The 20,853-nt window shown below is 68.7% G+C and carries 18 protein-coding genes and 2 riboswitches; of the genes, 7 read left to right on the top strand and 11 right to left on the bottom strand.

Annotation, left to right across the window (positions count from 1 at the left end; genetic code table 11):
• The first annotated feature begins 82 nt into the window (after positions 1–82).
• Positions 83–1,120, top strand: a complete 1,038-nt coding sequence (locus HD841_RS06915) for a COX15/CtaA family protein (RefSeq protein ID WP_179508172.1) — start codon at positions 83–85, stop codon at positions 1,118–1,120.
• 6 nt (positions 1,121–1,126) lie between these two features.
• Here HD841_RS06915 and HD841_RS06910 read toward each other — a convergent pair whose 3' ends face one another.
• Positions 1,127–1,273 carry a hypothetical protein gene (locus HD841_RS06910; protein ID WP_179508140.1) on the bottom strand — a complete coding sequence of 49 codons (147 nt, stop codon included), beginning with the start codon at positions 1,271–1,273 and terminating at the stop codon, positions 1,127–1,129.
• On the opposite strand from HD841_RS06910, the gene rplM reads away from it, so the two are divergent.
• Complete coding sequence (gene rplM / locus HD841_RS06905) at positions 1,260–1,739, top strand: 50S ribosomal protein L13 (protein ID WP_037530473.1); 480 nt, start codon at positions 1,260–1,262, stop codon at positions 1,737–1,739. The genes HD841_RS06910 and rplM overlap by 14 nt on opposite strands.
• Positions 1,739–2,287 carry a 30S ribosomal protein S9 gene (gene rpsI / locus HD841_RS06900; protein ID WP_179508171.1) on the top strand — a complete coding sequence of 183 codons (549 nt, stop codon included), beginning with the start codon at positions 1,739–1,741 and terminating at the stop codon, positions 2,285–2,287. The genes rplM and rpsI overlap by 1 nt, the downstream gene beginning before the upstream one ends.
• 73 nt (positions 2,288–2,360) lie before the next feature.
• Here rpsI and HD841_RS06895 read toward each other — a convergent pair whose 3' ends face one another.
• Positions 2,361–4,898: a TonB-dependent receptor gene (locus HD841_RS06895; RefSeq protein ID WP_179508170.1), complete on the bottom strand. Its 2,538-nt coding sequence runs from the start codon at positions 4,896–4,898 to the stop codon at positions 2,361–2,363.
• Positions 4,899–5,239: 341 nt separating this feature from the next.
• Between HD841_RS06895 and HD841_RS06890 the strand changes: the two genes are divergently transcribed.
• On the top strand, positions 5,240–6,760 hold the full coding sequence (locus HD841_RS06890) for a globin-coupled sensor protein (RefSeq protein WP_179508169.1): 1,521 nt from the start codon (positions 5,240–5,242) through the stop codon (positions 6,758–6,760).
• A gap of 14 nt (positions 6,761–6,774) precedes the next feature.
• On the opposite strand, the gene HD841_RS06885 is transcribed toward HD841_RS06890, so the two are convergent.
• Both HD841_RS06885 and HD841_RS06880 read right to left on the bottom strand, forming a co-directional pair.
• Positions 6,775–7,104: a hypothetical protein gene (locus tag HD841_RS06885; protein WP_179508168.1), complete on the bottom strand. Its 330-nt coding sequence runs from the start codon at positions 7,102–7,104 to the stop codon at positions 6,775–6,777.
• Positions 7,101–9,422, bottom strand: a complete 2,322-nt coding sequence (locus HD841_RS06880) for a ribonuclease R family protein (protein ID WP_179508167.1) — start codon at positions 9,420–9,422, stop codon at positions 7,101–7,103. Before HD841_RS06880 ends, HD841_RS06885 begins: the two co-directional genes overlap by 4 nt.
• Positions 9,423–9,502: 80 nt before the next feature.
• Here HD841_RS06880 and trhO point away from each other — a divergent pair, with 80 nt between their 5' ends.
• Complete coding sequence (gene trhO / locus HD841_RS06875; protein ID WP_179508166.1) at positions 9,503–10,441, top strand: oxygen-dependent tRNA uridine(34) hydroxylase TrhO; 939 nt, start codon at positions 9,503–9,505, stop codon at positions 10,439–10,441.
• A gap of 334 nt (positions 10,442–10,775) precedes the next feature.
• On the opposite strand, the gene HD841_RS06870 is transcribed toward trhO, so the two are convergent.
• Positions 10,776–12,305 carry an aminoacyl--tRNA ligase-related protein gene (locus HD841_RS06870; RefSeq protein ID WP_179508165.1) on the bottom strand — a complete coding sequence of 510 codons (1,530 nt, stop codon included), beginning with the start codon at positions 12,303–12,305 and terminating at the stop codon, positions 10,776–10,778.
• Positions 12,306–12,411: 106 nt separating this feature from the next.
• Between HD841_RS06870 and HD841_RS06865 the strand changes: the two genes are divergently transcribed.
• Complete coding sequence (locus HD841_RS06865; RefSeq protein WP_179508164.1) at positions 12,412–13,314, top strand: DMT family transporter; 903 nt, start codon at positions 12,412–12,414, stop codon at positions 13,312–13,314.
• Between the two features lie 4 nt (positions 13,315–13,318).
• On the opposite strand, the gene HD841_RS06860 is transcribed toward HD841_RS06865, so the two are convergent.
• The 6 genes from HD841_RS06860 to HD841_RS06835 all read right to left on the bottom strand — a co-directional run bounded on the left by HD841_RS06860 (position 13,319) and on the right by HD841_RS06835 (position 19,721).
• Positions 13,319–13,831, bottom strand: a complete 513-nt coding sequence (locus HD841_RS06860; protein ID WP_179508163.1) for a CcdC protein domain-containing protein — start codon at positions 13,829–13,831, stop codon at positions 13,319–13,321.
• Positions 13,832–13,870: 39 nt separating this feature from the next.
• Positions 13,871–15,442, bottom strand: a complete 1,572-nt coding sequence (gene gcvPB / locus HD841_RS06855) for an aminomethyl-transferring glycine dehydrogenase subunit GcvPB (protein ID WP_179508162.1) — start codon at positions 15,440–15,442, stop codon at positions 13,871–13,873.
• Positions 15,439–16,797 (bottom strand): aminomethyl-transferring glycine dehydrogenase subunit GcvPA, encoded by a 1,359-nt coding sequence (gcvPA, locus tag HD841_RS06850; RefSeq protein WP_179508800.1) that lies wholly within the window; start codon positions 16,795–16,797, stop codon positions 15,439–15,441. The genes gcvPB and gcvPA overlap by 4 nt, the downstream gene beginning before the upstream one ends.
• Before the next feature lie 123 nt (positions 16,798–16,920).
• The gene (gene gcvH / locus HD841_RS06845) at positions 16,921–17,292 is read right to left on the bottom strand and encodes a glycine cleavage system protein GcvH (RefSeq protein ID WP_179508161.1); all 372 of its coding nucleotides are present in this window, start codon (positions 17,290–17,292) and stop codon (positions 16,921–16,923) included.
• Positions 17,292–18,497, bottom strand: coding sequence for a glycine cleavage system aminomethyltransferase GcvT (gene gcvT / locus HD841_RS06840; RefSeq protein ID WP_179508160.1), 1,206 nt, complete (start codon positions 18,495–18,497; stop codon positions 17,292–17,294). The genes gcvH and gcvT overlap by 1 nt, the downstream gene beginning before the upstream one ends.
• Positions 18,498–18,555: 58 nt before the next feature.
• Positions 18,556–18,661: riboswitch (glycine riboswitch) on the bottom strand.
• Positions 18,662–18,754, bottom strand: a riboswitch (glycine riboswitch).
• 331 nt (positions 18,755–19,085) lie between these two features.
• Entirely contained in the window at positions 19,086–19,721 is a 636-nt protein-coding gene (locus HD841_RS06835) for a hypothetical protein (RefSeq protein ID WP_373562958.1), read from the bottom strand.
• Between the two features lie 143 nt (positions 19,722–19,864).
• Between HD841_RS06835 and ispH the strand changes: the two genes are divergently transcribed.
• On the top strand, positions 19,865–20,836 hold the full coding sequence (gene ispH, locus HD841_RS06830) for a 4-hydroxy-3-methylbut-2-enyl diphosphate reductase (protein WP_179508159.1): 972 nt from the start codon (positions 19,865–19,867) through the stop codon (positions 20,834–20,836).
• Positions 20,837–20,853 lie beyond the last annotated feature (17 nt).

Here is a 20,853-nt window from a genome sequence, read left to right as displayed (position 1 = left end):
GCGCAGCGAGCGGCGTGCGCCGGTCCGCCGTCGATCCTCAACTCCGCTGGCGAGCCCGCCGCAAAGCGCGTATGGCAGGCTCATGCTTCAGCCCAGTGCCGCCTTCCTCTCGCGTGCCCGGCCACGCAGCGTCGCGCGGTGGCTGCTCGCCGTCGCCGCACTCATCGTCGCGATGGTCGTCGTCGGCGGGATCACCCGGCTGACCGAATCGGGGCTGTCGATCACGCAATGGAAGCCGATCAGCGGCATCATCCCGCCGCTGACCGAGGCGCAATGGCAGGCCGAGTTCGCCGGCTATCGCCGCATCCCCGAATATGCCGCGTTCAACCAGGGCATGACGCTCACCGGCTTCAAGCACATCTTCTTCTGGGAATATGCGCACCGGCTGCTCGGCCGGATCATCGGCCTCGTCTTCGCGCTGCCGTTGCTGTGGTTCGCCATCCGCAAGCAGATTCCGGCCGGCTATGGCTGGCGGCTGGTCGCGCTGCTCGCGCTCGGCGGCCTGCAGGGCGCGATCGGCTGGTGGATGGTCGCATCGGGCCTGTCGGTGCGGACCGACGTCAGCCACGTGCGCCTCGCCGTCCATCTGCTGACCGCGCTGACCATCCTCGCCGGGATCGTCTGGACGGCGCTCGACCTGCTGGCGCTGCACCGCAACCCCCTCGCCCATCCGGCGCGGCTGACCGGCGTCGCCATCGCCGCGCTGGCGCTGCTGTTCGTGCAGCTCGTCTATGGCGCATTCACCGCCGGCCTTGATGCGGGCTATGCCTTTGCGAGCTGGCCGCTGATGGGCGACGCCGTGTTCCCCGCCGGCGTGCCGATGGTCGAGCCGGGCTGGCGCAACGCGGTCGACAATCCGGTCGTCGTGCAATTCATCCACCGCTGGTGGGCGTTCCTCACGGCGGCCGGGCTGGTCTGGCTGGCGGTGCGCGCGACGCGGACGGGCGCCAGGGCGGGCGTGTGGGTGATCGTCCTGGTCGCGCTCCAGATCGTGCTCGGCATCGCGACGCTGCTCAGCGGCGTGCAGATCGATCTTGCCGTCGCGCATCAGGCCAATGCCGCGCTGCTGCTGATCGCAACGGTCTACGCAGCCCATGCGGTGGGCCGTCAGATCGCCTGACCGGCCTCATGGTATTATTTTACCCGTCAGCAAAGCCGCGCTTTGCTTGACTTTAGGGGGCGCTTCCAGCAGTAGCGCCATCAACCACGCCGCCTGGAGACAGGCGGCGTGCATCGTTTCAAACCGAAAGGTCCACGCCATGAAGGCGCTCATGAAGACCACCAAGTCGGCCAAGCCGCACGAGGTGGAGAAGAAGTGGCATATCGTCGATGCCGACGGCCTGGTGGTCGGTCGCGCCGCGACGATCATCGCCAACGTCCTGCGCGGCAAGCACAAGACGTCGTTCACCCCGCACGTCGATTGCGGTGACAATGTCATCGTCATCAACGCCGACAAGATCCGCTTCACCGGCAACAAGGCCGCGAAGAAGGTCTATTACAAGCACACCGGCTATGCCGGCGGCATCAAGGGCGTCACCGCCGCCAAGGTCCTCGACGGCCGCTTTCCGGAGCGCGTCCTCGAAAAGGCCGTCGAGCGCATGATCCCGCGTGGTCCGCTCGGTCGCGAGCAGATGCGCAACCTGCGCATCTTCAAGGGCAGCGAGCATCCGCACGAAGCTCAGAACCCGGACGTTCTCGATATCGCGGGCATGAACCGCAAGAACAAGGTGGGCGCGTAATGACCGACAATCGCCAGTCCCTTTCCGATCTCGCGTCGCTGACCCAGGCCGCTCCGGCGACCGCCGGCGCGCCCGCCGCTGCCACTGCCGATGGCGAGGCTCCCGCCGCGCCGACGCAGGTGCTCCCGGTCACGCCGCTGCGTGAGCAGGTCCTCGACAAGTACGGCCGCGCCTATGCGACCGGCCGCCGCAAGGACGCCGTCGCACGCGTCTGGCTGAAGCCGGGTTCGGGCAAGATCACGATCAACGGTCGCGATCAGGAAGTCTATTTCGCGCGTCCGACGCTGCGCCTCGTCATCAACCAGGTGTTCGGCATCACCGAGCGCGAAGGTCAGTATGACGTGGTCTGCACCGTCAAGGGCGGCGGCCTCTCGGGCCAGGCCGGCGCGGTCAAGCACGGCATCAGCCAGGCGCTGACCCGCTTCGAGCCGGTGCTGCGCGCCCCGGTGAAGGCGGCAGGCTTCCTGACCCGCGACAGCCGTACCGTCGAGCGTAAGAAGTACGGCCGCGCCAAGGCACGCCGCAGCTTCCAGTTCTCGAAGCGCTAAGCGTTTCGCAGATTGCGGTTCCGAAAGGGGCGGTCCGGCAACGGGCCGCCCTTTTTCGTGCGCGTCGTCGCATTCAGAACAGCTTGCGCACCGACAGCTTCACGATCCGGCCATAAGGGTCGAGGAACGCCCGCTGGAACCGGTAGGGCGTCGTCCCATTGCGGTCGCGCACCGCGATCCGATCGTTGAGGATATTGTTGACGTTGAGCTGGAAGGTGAGGCGCTTCGCCCATGCCGCCCGCGCCGCCAGCTTCTCCGCATCGATCGTGCTGTAGAGCGCCAGGAAGGTCCGCGCCGAGAAGCGCAGGTCGGATGCGGCGATGTCGCTGCGGATGCGCGTCGGCGCCTGCCACATGCCGAAGATGCCGCCCTGGATCGGGCCGTAGGACCCGCCGAGCGTCCCCTGCGCCTCGTAGCGCGCGCGGCCGCCCTGGCCGGTGATCGACTGGCCGTTGAGCAGGTCGACGGTCGGCTGCCCCGGCTGCACGAGCAGCCGGTCGTCGATCCGCGCCGTCCCGGTGACGAACGCATAGAGCATCGGCCGCGGCTTGGGTGGCGGCGGCGGCGGCGCGTCCTTCGCCGGCGGGGCGGCGGGCGGCTTCGGCTCGGGGCCGATCATCGTCCATAGCGAGACCTTGCCCTGGATCTTGCGCTCGCGCTCGCGTGCCAGATTGATCGGGCGCAGGTCAACGGAGACCAATTGCCCGGCGGCGTCGCGCAGGAAGCGGTCGGGGAAGGTCGCCTGCAATCCCGGCGTGACGGCGGAGAGATTGCCGATCTGCCCGTCGATCCGCGTCGCGACATAGTCGAGGTTGAAGCGCAGCTCCTTGCCCTTGATCGGCTGCCACGCCACGCCCGCGCTATCCACCTGGCGCCGCTCGGGGCCGAGCGCGCCGTTGCCGCCCGCGGTCACGCTGACGAGGCGGCTGCTGCCGGTGACGAAGTCGAAGAGGGGCACGTTCGGCACGGTCACCACGGGATTGGTCAGCAGCGCGATATCCGGGGCGGTGCGGCTGACCGCGGTCGAGGCGGTGATCTGCACCGGCCGCACCGGCGTCCAGGTCAGCGCGAGGTTGCGGCTCGCCAGGCTGCCGTAATCGGACACCGCGGTCACGCCCAGCCCGGCATTGGCGGAGAGCGAGCCGATAGCATCGAGCACGCCGCGGCCGGCCGAGGCGATCGGCAGGTCGAGCGCGACGCTGGCGGTCTTGGTCACCCGTCGCACGTCGAGCAGCGCATCGAGCGCTTGCGCCGCCATCCCGCTGCTCGACGAGCGCGCGATATCGGCATTCAGCGTCATCTGCACGTCGCCGGCCGGCAGCGCGACCAACGGCCCGACCGCCGTCGCCTTGCCGACGACGGTCTGCACCACCGAGCGGCTGCGGCTGACCAGCCGCTCCGCAAGCGCGGCGCCGCTCAGCGGACGGAACGGATCGGCGCCGCCGTCGATCGCCGCCTGCGCCGCATCCAGCGCGATGCCGCGATCGACCGCGGCGGAGGCGCGCAGCCGATCGTAGCTGCCGGTCATCGTCCAGATCCAGCGTTTGAGGCTGCCCTGCACGGTGCCGCCCGCATGCAGCGACAGCGCTTGCGTGCGCTGCCGCAGCAGTCCCGCTTCGGGCAGGTAACGGTAGAGCAGCACGTCGCCGGCGAACGGCGACGCCGGATTACTCGCCGGCACCCGCAGCGTCGCGCTGGGCAGGCCGGCCAGCCCGAGGCCGCGTTGCGCCTCCATCGTCAGGTTGAGCGATCCGCTCATCGTCGTGCCGATCGGCATCGACCGGGTGGCGTCGACGCGCAATTGGTCGCGGCTGGCGATCGACTGAAAGGGTGCGAGGTCGGTGATGCGCGGCGCGCCCGCCCCCGCCGCATAGCCGGCGAGCGTGCCGCGCGCCGCAACATCCTCCGGCACCGCCGCCACCGTCACGGGCCGCCCGACCTGCGCGTCCAGCGCCGGGTCGATCGATCCGCCGCCGATGCCGGTGACGTTGCCGATCCGGTCGAACAGCGTGGTCGTGTCGGGGGCCGTCGATCGACGCGCCGCGGTAAGCGGGTCCTGCCGGTCGTAGTTGATCGTCACCGAGGTGCGCCGCAGATCATCGAGCTGCGTCGAGCCGAGTTCGAGCGCGGCGGCACTCGCGCCGCCCTCGGTGGTGGTGCTGGCGCTCTCCTCGACCGCGAGCGAGCGGAAATGCTTCCTGGTGATGAAGTTGGTGACGCGCACCGTCGGCGGAAAGCCGAGCCGCGCCGACTCCTGTTCGGGCAGGATCTCGGTCCGCTCGATCGCCTCAGGCGGCAGCGTCCGCAACTCGCCATAGCCCGAAATGCGGCGGCCGTTGAGCAGGAACACCGGGTCGGCGCCGCTGTTCGAGGTGGTCAGCGGCTTCAGCAGCTTGAGCATGTCGTCGATCTTGGTCGCCCCCAGCGCCTTGAGCGCCTGCGCGTCCAGCACCGCGACCGGCGCGGCGTCGCCGATCACCGATCCACGCAGCCGCTCGCCGGTCACGACGATATCCTGCGGCTCCGCGGGCCGCGCCTCCTGCGCCGCCGCGCTTCCGGCGGTCGCAAGCACCGCACCGCCCGCCAGCCAATACCACCGCCCGAATACCATCGTCGTCCCGCCCCCGGCCAACTCGCGCGAAGCTATGACACGGCTGCGACGTTGGCAAATACAATAGAGAGCACAATTGATGATCGGGCGAACATATGACGAAATAAAATCAGGACAGCGGCAGCAAGGCCAATCCAAGACCACTCATCCCGTGGCTCGCTACCATTTGCTGACGATCATGTCTGAAGCCGTGCTCCTCGAATGCATACGCGCCCGCGCCTCAGATCGGAAATCAAGCGTCCGAAATCTGTCGCGAACCCGTCGCGCGCGACGGTTGCGTCCGTTTTCGTCAAGATATTGTTAAATTTTTTCGTCCACCTGCTTTGGCAACGGGGGACTAGATGAACGACCAGAACCATATCGATTTCGACCAGCGGCTCGCCGCATTCGGCTATCGTGCCGACAGCTACCGTGCCTTTCCGCGCATCCGGCGACTGATCGCCCGCCACGCCCCGGCGGCGTTGGTCGAACTCTATCGCTTCATCAGCCAGACTCCGCAGATCCGCGACCTGTTCGCCTCGCCCGCGCGCATGGATCACGCGCGCGACAAGCAGCTCGCCCATTGGAGCCGCCTGTTCCAGGGCCCGCTGGACCGCGGCTATGCCGACAGCGCGATCAACATCGGCAACATCCACGCGCGAATCGGCCTCGCGCCGACCTGGTACATCAGCGGTTATGCACGCATGCTCGAACACGTCCTCCCCAAGGTGGTAGCGCCGCGGGTCGCGCTGCCCTTCACCAGCGGCCGCCGCGCGCGCGCCGGCGCAGCGCTGGTCAAGGCCTCGCTGTTCGACATGGACATCGCCCTTTCCGCCTATTTCGAGGCGGAACAGGCCGGCCGCCGCGCCGTGCTCGACCGCTGCGGCGCGGTGTTCAACCGGATGGCGGAGGGCGACCTGACCGCGTCGCTCGAAGGCCTGCCGCGCGAATATCAGGCGCTCGCCGACAGCTTCGAGGCAATGCGGCAGCGCATGTGCGCCACGCTCAACGAGGTCACCCGCTCGGGCCACCAGATCAATTCGGGATCGCAGGACATCCGCCAGGCATCCGACGACCTGTCGATGCGTACCGAGCAGCAGGCCGCCTCGCTCGAGGAGACCGCCGCGGCGATGGACGAGATCACCGCCACCGTCCGCTCGACCGCGGACGGCGCGGCGCGTGCCAACCGGATCGTCAGCGAAACGCGGGGCGAGGCGGAGCAGTCCGGCGACGTCGTGCGCCGCGCCGTCATCGCGATGGATCAGATCGAACGCTCGTCCGCCGAGATTTCGGAGATCATCACTGTCATCGACGGCATCTCGTTCCAGACCAATCTGCTCGCGCTCAACGCCGGGGTCGAGGCGGCACGTGCGGGCGACGCCGGCCGCGGCTTCGCGGTCGTCGCCTCCGAAGTGCGCGCGCTCGCCCAGCGCGCTGCCGACGCCGCGCGCGACGTCAAGACGCGGATCACCGCCTCCTCGACGCAGGTGCAGGCCGGCGTCACGCTGGTCAACGAGACCGGCCACGCGCTCCAGCGGATCATCGAGCGGATCGTCGAGATCAATGGCCTCGTCTCGCAGATCGCCGCCTCGGCGGAGCAGCAGGCGTCCGGCCTGCAACAGGTCAACACCGCCGTGTCGGAGATGGACAGCGTCACGCAGCAGAATGCCGCGATGGTCGAACAGGCGACCGCCGCCGCGCGCAGCCTGTCCAGCGAAGCCGCAACGCTGGCCCGCGAAGTCGCCCGCTTCAAGCTGGAGGGCACGATGGCCGAACAGGGAGCGCCCACGCGGAACACGCTCCACCGCCTGCCGGACGGTGCCAACGACGACCCTGCCCTCGGCACTAGCCGTGTCGTTCGGCTGGCGCGTCAGGCGACCTGACGACCGATGCTCGATCAGCCGCGGTAGAACACCATCGCTACCGCGGCGATCAGCAGCGCTAGGAGCAGCAGCACCGGTACGCGGCGCGCGCGGCGGGCCGCCGCCGCAGCCTCGTAGGCGGCCATGTCGAAATAATAGCGGCCCGCCGCCGCCATCCGGATCGATCCGTCGGCGATCATCCCCGCGAACGCCCTCGCCTCGCGTGGCCCTGCTGGCGCGAAGGCGATCGCATCGGCCGGGGTGACGGCATGCGCCTCGACGAAGCGCGGTGCGATCGTGCCGTGGACCAGATAGCGGTCGCGCACCGTCTCGCGCGGCGCGACGCGGGTCAGCCGGCCGCTCACCGCCGCTTGCCCTGATGGCGGATGTTCGCCGGACGGCCGCGATGCTTGATGATGCGATCCTTGCGCCCCGATCCGACATGCCGCGGCCCCGGCGCCGCGCCCTTGCCGCCGGGCAGTTCGAAGCGCAGCGCCCCCGACACCGGGTTCGCCTCCGCCAGCCGCAGGTCGATGCGCTGGCCGAGCGTATATTCCTCGCCGCTCTGCTCGCCGATCAACTTGCGTGCCGCCTCGTCGAAGCGGAAATATTCGCCGCCCAAGTCACGGACGGGCATCAGCCCGTCACCGCCGATCCCCTCGACGGTGGCGAAAAAGCCGTAATTCTGCACCCCGGTGATCCGCGCCGGCAGCGTCTCGCCGACCTTCTCGGCCAGATAGGCGGCGACATAGCGGTCGATCGTGTCGCGCTCTGCCTCCATCGCGCGGCGTTCGAGGCCGCTGATCGTCTCGCCGATCACGTCCATCGCCTCGGCATCCGCCTGCGCGAGCCCGCCCGCCCCGAGCCTGTACGCCGACACCAGCGAGCGATGGACGACAAGATCGGCATAGCGCCGGATCGGCGAGGTGAAATGCGCGTAGGAGCCGAGCGACAGGCCGAAATGCCCCTGGTTGGCGGGCGCGTAATAGGCCTGCGTCTGGGTGCGCAGCACCTGTTCCATCACCTGCGGCCGGAAATCGGCATCACCGACGCGATCGAGGACGTGGTTGAACGTCGCCGGGCGGATCACCTGTCCCAGCGCCAGCGGCACGCCGAACGTCTCGAGATACTCCTTGAGCGCGACGAGCTTCTCGCGGCTGGGCGGTTCGTGGACGCGGTACATCACCGGCGCCTTCTTCGCCTCCAGCGCCTTGGCGGCAGCGACGTTGGCGGCGATCATATAATCCTCGATCAGCCGGTGCGCGTCGAGCCGCTCGCGCGGCGCCACCGACATGATGCGGCCCATCTCGTCGAGCACCACCCGCCGTTCGGGCAGGTCGAGATCGAGCGGCTCGCGCGCATCACGCGCCTTGGCGAGCGCGCGCCAGCACGCCCAGAGATGGCGAAGGGGTTCCAACACATCTGACCCCACCCCTTCAGGAGAGCGGTCGTGGGTGGGGGATGTCTCACGAACGGACGCCTCGATATCCCCGACGCCGACCCCTCCCGTGAAAGGGAGGGGCTTGTCGTCGATCATCGCCTGCGCATCCTCATACGCCAGGTTGGCGGCGATCCGCACCCGCGCGCGCGTAAAGCGCCAGCTCTTGAGCGCGCCGGATTTGCCGATCTGGAGATGGCAGACGAGCGCGGCGCGATCCTCGCCTTCCTTGAGCGAGCACACTTCGGCGGACAGGATCTCCGGCAGCATCGGCACGACGCGATCGGGAAAATAGACCGAATTGCCGCGCCGCCGCGCCTCACGGTCAAGCTCGGAGCCGGGCCGCACGTAGAAACTGACGTCGGCGATCGCCACCACGGCGCGCCAGCCGCCGGCATTGGCGGGATCGTCATCGGGCGCGGCCCAGACCGCATCGTCATGGTCGCGGGCATCGGCGGGATCGATCGCGACGATCGGCAGGTGCGTCAGATCCTCGCGATCGTCGCCGAGCGGCTGTTCCGACACGCGCGCCGCCTCATCGAGCGTATCGCCGGTGAACACGTCCGGGATGCCGAGCTTGTGGATCGCGATCAGCGAAAAGCTGCGCGGCGCGAAGGGATCGCCGAGCCGCTGGACGACGCGCACGCTGATCCTCGGCGGGCGGCCGGTCATCTCCGCCATCACCAGATCGCCCGCCTCGGCCCCGCCGGTGTCGGAGACGGGGAACTCGCGCCGGTCCTTCTTCTCGACGCCGGTCAGCCAATAGCGACCCTCGCCCTGCCCCTCGCGCCGCAGCACGCCGAGCACCTGTTCGGAGGCGCGCGCGAGCACCTTCATCGGGTGGGCGATCCAGCCCTGCCCCGCTTCCTCGGTCCGCGCCAGGATCCGCTCGCCGATGCCGAGCGCCCCGCGCTTGCGCTCGCGGACGCGGAGTCGCGGCAGCGGCGCGTCCGCCTCCCAGCGGTCCGGCACCGCCCAGACGTTGCCGCCGTCGTCGACATCGGCGATGCGCAGCACGGTCACCTTGGGCAGCCCGCCCATCTTGTGGAAGGCGCGCCCGGGAGCGCTGTCGATCAGCCCTTCGTCGGCCATGTCCTTGAGCAGCGCCTTGAGCGCGATCTTCTCCTGCGCGGTAAGGCCGAATGCCTTGGCGATCTCGCGCTTGCCGGCGGGCACCTCCGATGTCTCGATGAAGTGGAGGATCTGCGCCTGCGTCGGCAGGCCGGGTCTGTTCTTGTTTTTCACATGAGGAAGATAGGGACTGCGCCGGCCGTCGTCATGCCCCAACTTTGCGCGAGCGCGCACGACCGGGTACAGGCGCGACCATGCCGCCGATCCGCGTATGTGCGCTCTACCGCTTCACTCCCTTCCCGGACCCCGCCGCGTTGCAGGCGCCGCTGCTCGCCGCCTGCGAGGCGGCCGGCGTGCGCGGCACGTTGCTGCTCGCGCCGGAGGGGATCAACGGCACCATTGCCGGCCCCGACGCCGGCATGGAGGCGGTGCTGGCGCATATCCGCGCCCTGCCCGGCTGCGCGGCGCTCGACGTCAAGGAGGCGCGCGCGGACACGATGCCGTTCCATCGCACCAAGGTGCGGCTCAAGCGCGAGATCGTGACGATGGGCGAACCCTCGATCGATCCGCTCGACGCCGGCCATTATGTCGATCCTGCCGAGTGGAACGCGCTGATCGCCGACCCCGCCACGGTGGTGATCGATACCCGCAACGATTATGAGGTCGCGGTCGGCACCTTCGCCGGCGCGGTCGATCCACACACGCGGACGTTCCGCGAATTCCCGACATGGTTCCGGGAGCATCGCGACGACCTGCTCTCCGGCGCCAAGCAGGTCGCGATGTTCTGCACCGGCGGCATCCGCTGCGAGAAGGCCACTGCCTTCCTGAAGGCGGAGGGCATCGCAGACGTCTTCCACCTCAAGGGCGGCATCCTGAAATATCTCGAAGAGGTGCCGGCCGAGGAGAGCCGCTGGCAAGGCGAATGCTTCGTCTTCGACGAGCGCGTCGCGGTCGGCCACGGCCTGGCGCCGGGCACGCACGGCCTGTGCCGCGCCTGCCGCATGCCGGTGTCGGAAGCGGACCGGACCTCGCCGCTGTTCGAGGACGGCGTGAGCTGCCCGCGCTGCCACGCCGAGCGGACCGCAGCGGATCGCGCGCGCTACGCCGAACGCCACCGCCAGGCGCTGCTCGCCGAAGCGCGGGGCGAGGCGCATGTCGGCCGGCGGTACGACGCGGACGCCTCCCCTTCCTGAAAGAACAGGGCGATCGCATATCGTCGCGCTCATGAGGCCTGACTGGTCTCCTGATCGAATTCGTCACCCCGGACTTGTTCCGGGGTCCACCGCTCCGCAAGAGAATGGTGTTAGATCAAACCCTTCGCCCCGCCGCAGAGTGGACCCCGGAACGAGTCCGGGGTGACGGGGCGGGCTTGGAAGACGACGGGCTCACACGTACGATCATCGACGATAGCCCTCCCTGACGGGGCGGGGCGGGAGCGGGGCAGGCCGCGTGTTCATTGTACTTCACCAACCCGCGCCCGGCTGGCGGCAGCTCCCCGACGCCTGCCCCAAAGGGAGGGGATAAGGCTCAGTAGCTCCGCGCCAGCAGCACGCGCTCGACCGCGGGTTCGCCGGTGAAGACGCACACGCCATCCGCCGCAGCCGCATCTGCGGGTGCGTTGCGGATCGTCAGCTTGAGTGCCTTCAGCCGCTCGACCACCGCGTCCAGCGCGGCGCCCGTGGGGCGCGCCCATTGCACCTCGACCCAGCCGGGATTCTTCACGCCTTCCGCAAAATGGGCCTCGACCGCGGCGAAATCCGCCGCCGGCACGATCGCCGCCTTGAGCCGCGCCCGCGCCTCGTCGTGCAGCGCCTGCTGGATCGCCGCGAGCAGCGCGGGGGCCTCAGCCTCGAAGTCGCCGCGCGGCATCACCTGCGCGTCGAGCTTGCCGTCGGCGCGATACAGCCGGTCGCGGCGGATGACCGAGACGTTGCCGCCGGCCATGTCGCGGCCGCCGATCTCGATGACGATCGGCGCGCCCTTCTTGACCCAGCCCCAGCGCTTGGTCGCCGCCTTGGCGGGCTTGAGGTCGAGCAGCGCACGCACCGGCTCGCCCAGCGCCGACAGACCGGCGAGGGTCGACTGGATGTCCTTGGCATAGGCGATCAGCGCCTCATCCTCGGGCTGGTCGCGCAGCATCGGCACGATGACGATCTGCCACGGCGCAATCCGCGGCGGCACGCGCAGCCCGTCGTCGTCGCCATGCACCATGATGACGCCGCCGATCATCCGCGTGCTGACCCCCCAGCTCGTCGTATGCGCCAGCTCCAGCTCGCCGCTCGCGTTCTGGAAGCGGATATTCTGCGCCGCCGCGAAATTGGTGCCGAGGAAGTGGCTGGTGCCGGCCTGCAACGCCTTGCCGTCCTGCATCATCGCCTCGATGCTGTAGGTCGCAACCGCGCCGGGAAAACGTTCGTTCTCGGGCTTCTCGCCCGCGACCACCGGCAGCGCGAGGCAGTCCTCGGCAAAGCTGCGATAGACTTCGAGCATCTTGCGCGTCTCGTCACGCGCCTCGTCGGCGGTGGCGTGGGCGGTATGGCCCTCCTGCCAGAGGAACTCGCTCGTCCGCAGGAACATGCGGGTGCGCATCTCCCAGCGCACGACATTGGCCCATTGGTTGATCAGCACCGGCAGATCGCGCCACGACTGGATCCAGCGCGCGAAGGCGGTGCCGATCACCGTCTCCGACGTCGGCCGCACGACCAGCGGCTCCTCGAGCTTGGCGGCGGGATCGGGGATCAGCCCGCCCTTGCCATCGGGGACCAGCCGATGGTGGGTGACGACCGCCATCTCCTTGGCAAAGCCCTCGACGTGCTCCGCCTCCTTCTCGAAATAGGAGAGCGGGATGAACAGCGGGAAATAGCAATTCTCATGGCCGGTCGCCTTGATCCGGTCGTCGAGCAGGCGCTGGATCCGCTCCCAGATGCCATAGCCCCACGGCCGGATGACCATACAGCCGCGCACGCCGGATTCCTCGGCGAGATCGGCCTCGGCAATGACGGATTGATACCAGGCGGCGAAGTCGGCGTCGCGGGTGACGGAAAGAGCGTGCTTCATGGGGCGGCTTTATCCGCGCGGGATATATCCGTCACCCCCTACACGTCGCGCCGCGCAGGATGGAATCTGGTGCGCACCTGTCCCGTTTGCCGCTAGGCTCTCCGGCGTGAACGACCGCATCCTGCCCGCGATCGGCCTGCGCTTGCTGTCGGTCGTCTTCTTCGTGCTGATGAACGCGAGCATAAAGCTCGCCGAACAAAGCGGCGCGCGCGTCGTCGAGATCCTCTTCTTTCGCCAGTTCGGCGCGGCGCTGCTCGTATCCGCGGTCATCCTCGCCGGACCGGGCCTGTCGTCGGTCGCGACGCGGCAACTGCCCGCCCATGTCGTCCGTGCGATCGTCGGCCTCTCGGCAATGGCGATGACGTTCAACGGCATCGTCGCGCTGCCGCTTGCCGAGGCGACGACGATCGGCTTCACCGTGCCGGCGTTCGCCACGATCCTTGGTGCCTTGGCGCTCCGCGAGCCGACCGGCCGCTGGCGCTGGACGGCGGTCGTCATCGGCTTTCTCGGCGTGTTGATCGTCGCACAGCCGGGCACCGATCATTTCCCCTTGCGTGGCGCCGGCTTCGCGCTGGCGGGAGCGTTCGGCACCGCCTGCGTGACGATCCTGCTGCGCCAGATCGGCAAGACCGAGGCGGCACTGACCACCGTCTTCTGGTTTTCGGTCCTCTCGCTGGTGCCGCTCTCGCTGCTCTATGTTCCGATCGCACAAGCACATGGCGGGGCCGGCTGGGGTGCCCTGGCCGCGGTCGGCATCCTTGGCGGTTGCGCGCAGATTGCGATGACGACGTCACTGCGGCTAGGTCCGGTGTCCGTGGTGGTGCCGATGGACTATTCGAGCCTCCTGTGGGCGACCCTATTCGGCTGGATGGTGTTCGGCACCTTGCCGGCCGCAGCGACATGGCTCGGCGCGCCGGTGATCATCGCCAGCGGCCTCATCATCGTATGGCGCGAGGCAGTGCGCCACCGTCAAGAGACGCTGACCGCCGCGGCCGGCGAACTGGCTTAGCCGATCAGACCGTTCGCACCGCCGCCAGCATCCGCTTGCCGCGCAGGTACATCTCCAGCCGCTGCGCACTGAACAGGCCGAGTGCCAAGGCCATGAGCACGTCGGTGATCGCCATCGGATCGAGCCCCGTCGGACCGGCATAGCTCAGTGCGCCGCGCGCGCCGCTGCGAACGACGATCAGCAGCACGATGAACAGCAACGCCGCGGGCGACGAGGTCTGCCCCAGCGTATGCGTCTCGGGATCGAGCGTGATCCGCATCATCTTGCCGCGCTGCCAGCCGAGTGCCGCGCCAAGCCCGACCGCAATGAGGCAGAACGCCCAGCCCCAGCCCCGCGGCGGAAAGCGCGAGAAGGTGAAGCCGATCACCACCGCATAGAAAGCCGGCAGGATCCACAGATGTTCGAGCTTCAACGGACGCACGCGGCTCATCCGCTTCCAGCGGATCGCCATCACCACCGCGACGATGACGAGTGGAACCGCATAGCTGATCCACCCGCCCGGTTGCTGTCCCTGCATGCCCTGCCCCCGCCCGTGTCTAACGCGCGGAGGCTAGCGTCACTCCGCCGCCTGCGCCAGCGGCTGTTCCTTCCACACGAGCACCGGCTTGCGTGCCGCCTGTGTCTCGTCGAGCCGCGCACGCGGCGCGAAATGCGGCGCGGTCTTGAGGCTGGCGTCGCCGGCCTTGGCCCGCTCCGCCACCGCGCGCAGTGCGCCGATGAACTGATCGAGCGCCGCCTTCGACTCGGTCTCGGTCGGCTCGACCAGCATCGCGCCATGGACGACGAGCGGGAAATAGACCGTCATCGGGTGGAAGCCCTCGTCGATCAGACCCTTGGCGACGTCGAGCGTCGAGAAGCCCTCGGCAAGATTGGCATCGGAGAAGATCGCCTCGTGCATGCACGGCCCCGCCTTGGCAAAGGGCGCGTCGAGCGTCCCTTCCAACGAGCGCAGCACGTAATTGGCGTTGAGCACCGCATCCTCGGCAACCTGCTTAAGGCCGTCGGCGCCGTGGCTGAGGATATAGGTGAGCGCGCGGGTGAACATGCCCATCTGGCCGTGGAAGGCGACCATGCGGCCGAAGCTGCCGGCATGATGTTCGCCGGCGGTCTCTTCCTCGACGAGCGCGAAACCGTCCGCCGTCTTCTCTACGAACGGCAGCGGCGCGAACGGGGTCAGCGCTTCCGAGAACACCACCGGCCCTGAGCCCGGCCCGCCGCCGCCATGCGGGGTCGAGAAGGTCTTGTGCAGGTTGATGTGCATCGCATCGACGCCGAGGTCACCCGGCCGCACCCGGCCGACGATCGCGTTGAAATTGGCGCCGTCGCAATAGACGTAGCCGCCCGCGCCATGGACCGCGTCCGAGATCGTCTTGAGATCGCGCTCGAACAGGCCGCAGGTGTTGGGGTTGGTGATCATCACGCCCGCGACGTCCGGCCCGAGCCGCGCGATCAGCGCCGCGGTATCGACGCGGCCGTCGGCGGTCGCGGGGATGTCCTCGACTGTGAAGCCGGCGAAGGCGGCGGTGGCGGGGTTGGTGCCGTGCGCCGATTCGGGGACGAGCACGACCTTGCGATGCCCCTCGCCCCGCGCTTCGAGCGCCGCCTTGATCGCGAGGATGCCGCACAATTCGCCATGCGCGCCCGCCTTGGGGCTCATCGCGACGCTGGTCATGCCGGTCAGCGTCACCAGCCAGTGCGCGAGCTGGTGGATCACCTCCAGCGCGCCCTGCACGGTATCGACCGGCTGCAACGGATGCACGTCCGCGAAACCGGGGAGGCGCGCCATCTTCTCGTTGAGCCGCGGATTGTGCTTCATCGTGCACGAACCGAGCGGGAACAGGCCGAGGTCGATCGCATAATTCTGGCGCGACAGGCGGGTGTAGTGGCGCACCGCCTCGGGCTCGGCGAGCCCCGGCAGGCCGATCGGCGCCTTGCGGCTCAGATTGCCCAGCCGCGAACCGGCGACGTCACCCTCGGCGAAGTCGACACCGGTGGTCTGCGTGTCGCCGATCTCGAAGATCAACGCCTCTTCCAGCATCAGCGCCTTGTTGCCGGTGAAGGTCGGTGCGGCGCCATTGCCGCCGCCGGCGGTCATCTCGGGACGCCAGCCGCTCTGATTGATGCTCATGCCAGAACCTCCTCGAGTGCGGCGGCAAGGGTTTCGACGTCCTCCGCGGTCGTCGTCTCGGTGACCGCGACGATCAGGCCGTTGGCCAGCGCATCCTCGCCCGGATAGAGCCGGCCGAGCGACACGCCCGCCAAAATGCCGCGATCGGCCAGCGTCCGCACCACGGGACGCGCCTCGACCGGCAGCTTCAGCGTAAATTCGTTGAAGAAGGTCTCGGTGACCAGCTCGACGCCCGGCACCTTCGCCAGGCGATCCGCGGCGCGGCACGCCGCGGCGTGGTTGATCCCCGCCAGGCGGCGCAGACCCGCCTCGCCGAGCAAGGTCATGTGGATCGAGAAGGCGAGCGCGCAGAGGCCGGAGTTGGTGCAGATGTTGCTCGTCGCCTTTTCGCGACGGATATGCTGTTCGCGGGTCGACAGCGTCAGCACGAAGCCGCGGCGTCCCTCCGCATCCACCGTCTCGCCGCAGAAGCGACCCGGCATCTGGCGGATATACTTCTCCTTGCAGCCCATCAGCCCGACATAGGGGCCGCCGAACTGGAGGCCGACGCCGAGCGACTGGCCCTCGCCGACGACGATATCGGCGTCCATCTCACCCGGCGAGGTGATCGCGCCGAGCGCCACCGGCTCGGTGACGACCGCGATCAGCAACGCCTTGTTGGCGTGGCAGGCGTCGGCGAGCGGCGTCAGGTCGGCGATCCGGCCGAGGATGTCGGGATATTGCACGACGACGCACGACGTATCGCCGTCGATCGAGGCGATCAGCGCCTCGATATCGGTCTCGGCGGTCAGCGCCGGGGTCGCGGTTTCGAGATGATCGCCGGTGTATTTCGCCATCGTCCTGGCGACGCTGACATAATGCGGGTGGAGCCCGCCCGACAGGATCGCCTTGCCCTTGCGGGTGATGCGCCGCGCCATGCCGATCGCTTCCCAGCAGGCGGTCGAGCCGTCGTACATCGACGCATTCGCCACGTCGGTGCCGAGCAGCCGCGCGACCTGCGTCTGGAACTCGAACAGCATCTGCAGCGTGCCCTGCGCGATCTCGGGCTGATACGGCGTATAGGCGGTGAGGAACTCGCCACGCTGGATCAGGTGATCGACGCTCGCCGGCACGTGATGGCGATAGGCGCCCGCGCCGAGGAAGAACGGCACCTCGCCCGCGACCGTGTTCTTGCGGGCGAGCGCGGTCATGTGCCGCTCGACCGCCAGTTCGGAGGCGTGGTTGGGCAGGCCGTGGATCGGGCCGGACAGGCGGGCGGCCTCGGGCACGTCGACGAACAGATCGTCGATCGATCCCGCGCCGATGACCGAGAGCATCGCGTCGCGGTCGGGCTGGGTAAGCGGCAGGTAGCGCATCATATCTCCCATCCCCTCCCCTTCAGGGGAGGGGCAAGGGGTGGGGGACGTCTCACCGAGACCCACGCCTGCGGACAGGCCCCACCCCAACCCCTCCCCTGAAGAGGAGGGGCTTGCTGATCGTTAAAGCTTGGCGACGAAATCCGCGTAGGCGGCTTCGTCCATCAGCGTCTCCAGCTCGGCGGGATCGCTGAGCGTGATCTTGAAGAACCAGCCGCCGGCTTCCGGATCGGAATTGACCAGGCTGGGGTCGTCGGCGAGCGCGGCATTGCCCTCGGTCACCGTGCCCGACACCGGCGAATAGACGTCCGACGCGGCCTTGACCGATTCGACCACCGCGGCCTCGTCACCCTTGCCGAGCTGCTTGCCCGCCTCGGGCACGTCGACGAACACGATGTCGCCGAGCTGACCCTGCGCATAATCGGAGATGCCGACGGTGCCGGTGTCGCCATCGACATCGACCCACTCATGATCTTCGGTGAAATAACGGCTCATCACTTGCCTCCTGCGCGGACATAGCGGTGGGGAACGAACGGCATCGGTGCGACCGTCGCCTCGTGGATCTTGCCGCGCTGGACGAGGCGCAGCGGCGTGCCGGCCTCCGCGAGCGCGGCGGGAACATAGGCCATGGCGATCGGCGCACCGACGCTCGGCGCGAAGCCGCCGCTGGTGACGCGGCCGATCACCGCACCCTCGGCGTCGACGACGCTGGCGCCCTCGCGCACCGGCTGGCGCCCGGCGACCGACAGGCCGACGCGCTTGACCGCGGGGCCATCGGCACGCTCGGCAAGGATGCGCGCGGCGCCGGCGAAATCGGCGGCCTCGCGGCGGCGCTTGGACAGCGCGAAACCGAGGTCTGCCATCACCGGCGTCGTCTCGGGATCGAGATCGTGACCGTAGAGCGGCAGCCCTGCCTCGAGCCGCAGCGAATCGCGCGCGCCGAGGCCGATCGGCTTGACCTCGGGCTCGGCACAGATCGCATCGGCGAAATCCGCGGCGGCCTCGGCGGGGATCGAAATCTCGACGCCGTCCTCGCCGGTATAGCCCGAACGGCTGATCCACAAAGCATGGCCGTTCCAGTCGAACGCACCCGCGGTCATGAACACGAGGTCCTTGACGCCGGGGATCAGGCGCGACACCGCAGCGACCGCCTTGGGCCCCTGCACCGCGAGCAAGGCCTGATCTTCCATCAAGTTCATCGTCAGGTCGTCGGGCAGCACGTCGAGCAGATAGGCGAGATCGTCATATTTGGTCGCGCCGTTGACGACGACGTAATGGCTCGCCGCGCCGAACGGATGCGCGCCCTCTGCGGGCAGCGTCGTGACCATCAGGTCGTCGAGGATGCCGCCCTCGTCGTTGAGCAGCAGCGAATAACGGATCTTGGTGGCGGCGAGCCCGGCGATATCGCCCGGCAGCACCGCCTCGAGCGCCTTGGCGACGCTGGCGGCATCGAGGCCGTCGCCGGTGAAGCCGACCTGTCCCATATGGCTGACGTCGAACAGGCCGGCGGATTCGCGCGTCCACAGATGCTCGGCCATGATGCCCTCATATTGGACCGGCATCTCGTAACCGGCGAACGGCACCATGCGGCCACCGCGGCCGCGGTGCCAGCCGTCGAGCGGCAGAAGCTGGATTGCGGGCTCGTCGCCGTCGAGGTCGTCGAGCGGGTCGGGCAAAGTCTCTGGCAGCGAATCGCTCATCAACCGTCTCCAAGAAAGGCACGGGACCAACGACGGCACGGGGCCGCAATCGATCCGTCATACCCCCTCTGTCACGGTGACCTGAGAGCTTTGACCCGGCGCCTGGCGCGGCGGGCTTACCCCTTCGGTGGCTCCTCAAAGGAACGCTTTCCAGAGTGTCGATGAGGCAGCGCGCGGTCCCGTTTGCCTGAGAGATTCCGGGGTGGTTGCTCCTTCGGCGGCCTCCTTGTGCAGAGGCTCTCTCCCGCGCCCGCCCATGCCGGTTGCCCGGCATCGACGTCCCGTGCTCTGGCGGGCGACGGGGGCTTAGTCAATGCGGAAAGCTGTCGATTGCCCCCTGATGCCAAGGAGCTGGTATCGGATGGGCGCGGTGATGATGAGGCTCGATCGGCCTCCCGGCAAGATCCGTCACCCCGGACTCGTTCCGGGGTCCACCGGGCCGCACAGGAACGGTTTCCCCTCAAGCCGCGCTCCTCGCCGCGGAGTGGACCCCGGAACAAGTCCGGGGTGACGGCGTGGGCGGAGGGACCAACGGACCAACGCAGACGCCCATCTGCGCTTGCCCTCCCTCAAAGGGAGAGAAGAGACTCAGCGTTGCGCGTTGTACTTCAACTGCTCGTCGGTCAGCTGGAATCCGACCAGCGCCTCGAAGCTGGCGCGCAGCACCGCCGAGCGCACCTCGGGCCGCGACAGCGGATCGGTCGCGGCGTCCTCGTCGCCCGCCTTGCGCTTGCGGGTGAGCTGCTCGCGGACCTCGTCGGGCAGCGTCGCCGCCGAACGCGCGATCTGCGTCGAGGCGGTGCCGCTCGCCTGCGCGCGCGCCTGACCGGCATCGAAGTGAATCGCGATCTGGCCCTTGCGCTTGGCGGTCACCGCCGAGCCGCCGCGAACGATCGCGATATAATAAGGCAGCACCACGTCGCGCGGACCGTCCACGCGCGTCCGCCGTGCGAGCACGTCGAAGGTGACGCTGGTGGCGATCTGGTCGCCGGCATCGCTGCACGTGCCGCGCACGTTGGTCATGTTGGCGACGACGTCGATCGCGCTCGCTTCGCGGCTGGTCGCGGGATCGAACAGGGTGATGTCGCCGGTGCCGGCGGCGACGCCGACCGTCGGGCAGGCGGAGCGTACGGCGGAGATGCCGCCTTCGACGATCTCGCCCTTGCTGGCGCAGCCCGAGAGGATCAGCGCGAGGGCGGACAGGCCTAAAGCCGGGGTTTTCACGAGGACGCGTACCTTTGTCGAACGGACAGTGATGCGCCGCCGGAGAACCCGGACGATGCGCGGCGCACCATAGGAACCGGCTTTAATGCGCGCAAGCAATCGCGTACTTCCGCGCGCCGAGCCAATCGCGTAGAACCGCCCGCATGGCCTCTGAAATACCCGCGGACGGCGGCAAGCCCGTCCTCGAACTGCTGATCGCCGCACCGCGCGGCTTCTGCGCCGGCGTCGACCGCGCGATCCGCATCGTCGAACTCGCGATCGAGAAGCACGGCGCGCCCGTCTATGTCCGTCACGAGATCGTCCACAACAAATTCGTCGTCGACACGCTGAAGGCGCAGGGCGCGGTGTTCGTCGAGGAACTCGACCAGGTGCCCGACGGCGCGCCCGTGGTCTTTTCGGCGCATGGCGTCCCCAAATCGGTGCCGGCCGACGCGCAGAACCGCGGCCTCGACTATCTCGACGCGACCTGCCCGCTGGTGTCGAAGGTCCATCGCCAGGCCGAACGGCTCGTCGCCGCCGGCCGCCATATCGTCTTCATCGGCCATGCCGGCCATCCCGAGGTCGTCGGCACCTTCGGTCAGGTACCCGCCGGCGCGATGTCGCTGATCGAGACCGCCGCCGATGCCGAGGTCTTCGCGCCCGCCGATCCCGACAATCTCGCCTTCCTCACCCAGACGACGCTGTCGGTCGACGACACCGCCGCGGTGGTCGCGGTGCTGCAACGCCGCTTCCCGAACATGCTGCCGCCGCGCGGCGAGGACATCTGCTACGCCACCTCGAACCGCCAGGCGGCGGTCAAGGCGATCGCCGCGGCGTGCGACGCGATGCTGGTGATCGGCGCGCCCAATTCGTCCAACTCGGTGCGGCTGGTGGAAGTGGCGGAGCGCGAGGGCATTCCGGCACGACTGATCCAGCGGGCGGGCGATCTCGACTGGTCGTTCCTCGACGGCGTCGGCACGCTCGGCATCACCGCCGGCGCCTCCGCGCCCGAATTGCTCGTGCGCGAATTGGTCGACCTGCTCTCCACCCGCTTCGCGGTGACCGAGCGCGAGGAAGAGACGACGCGCGAGACGATCGCGTTCAAGCTGCCGCGCGGGCTCGACGCGGCGGCATAGTCCGACCGCCACCCCGG

It is taken from the genome of Sphingomonas melonis (assembly GCF_013409985.1).
In the GTDB taxonomy this organism is placed as follows: Bacteria; Pseudomonadota; Alphaproteobacteria; order Sphingomonadales; family Sphingomonadaceae; genus Sphingomonas; species Sphingomonas melonis_A.
This window is presented reverse-complemented; position numbering and strand designations above follow the sequence as displayed.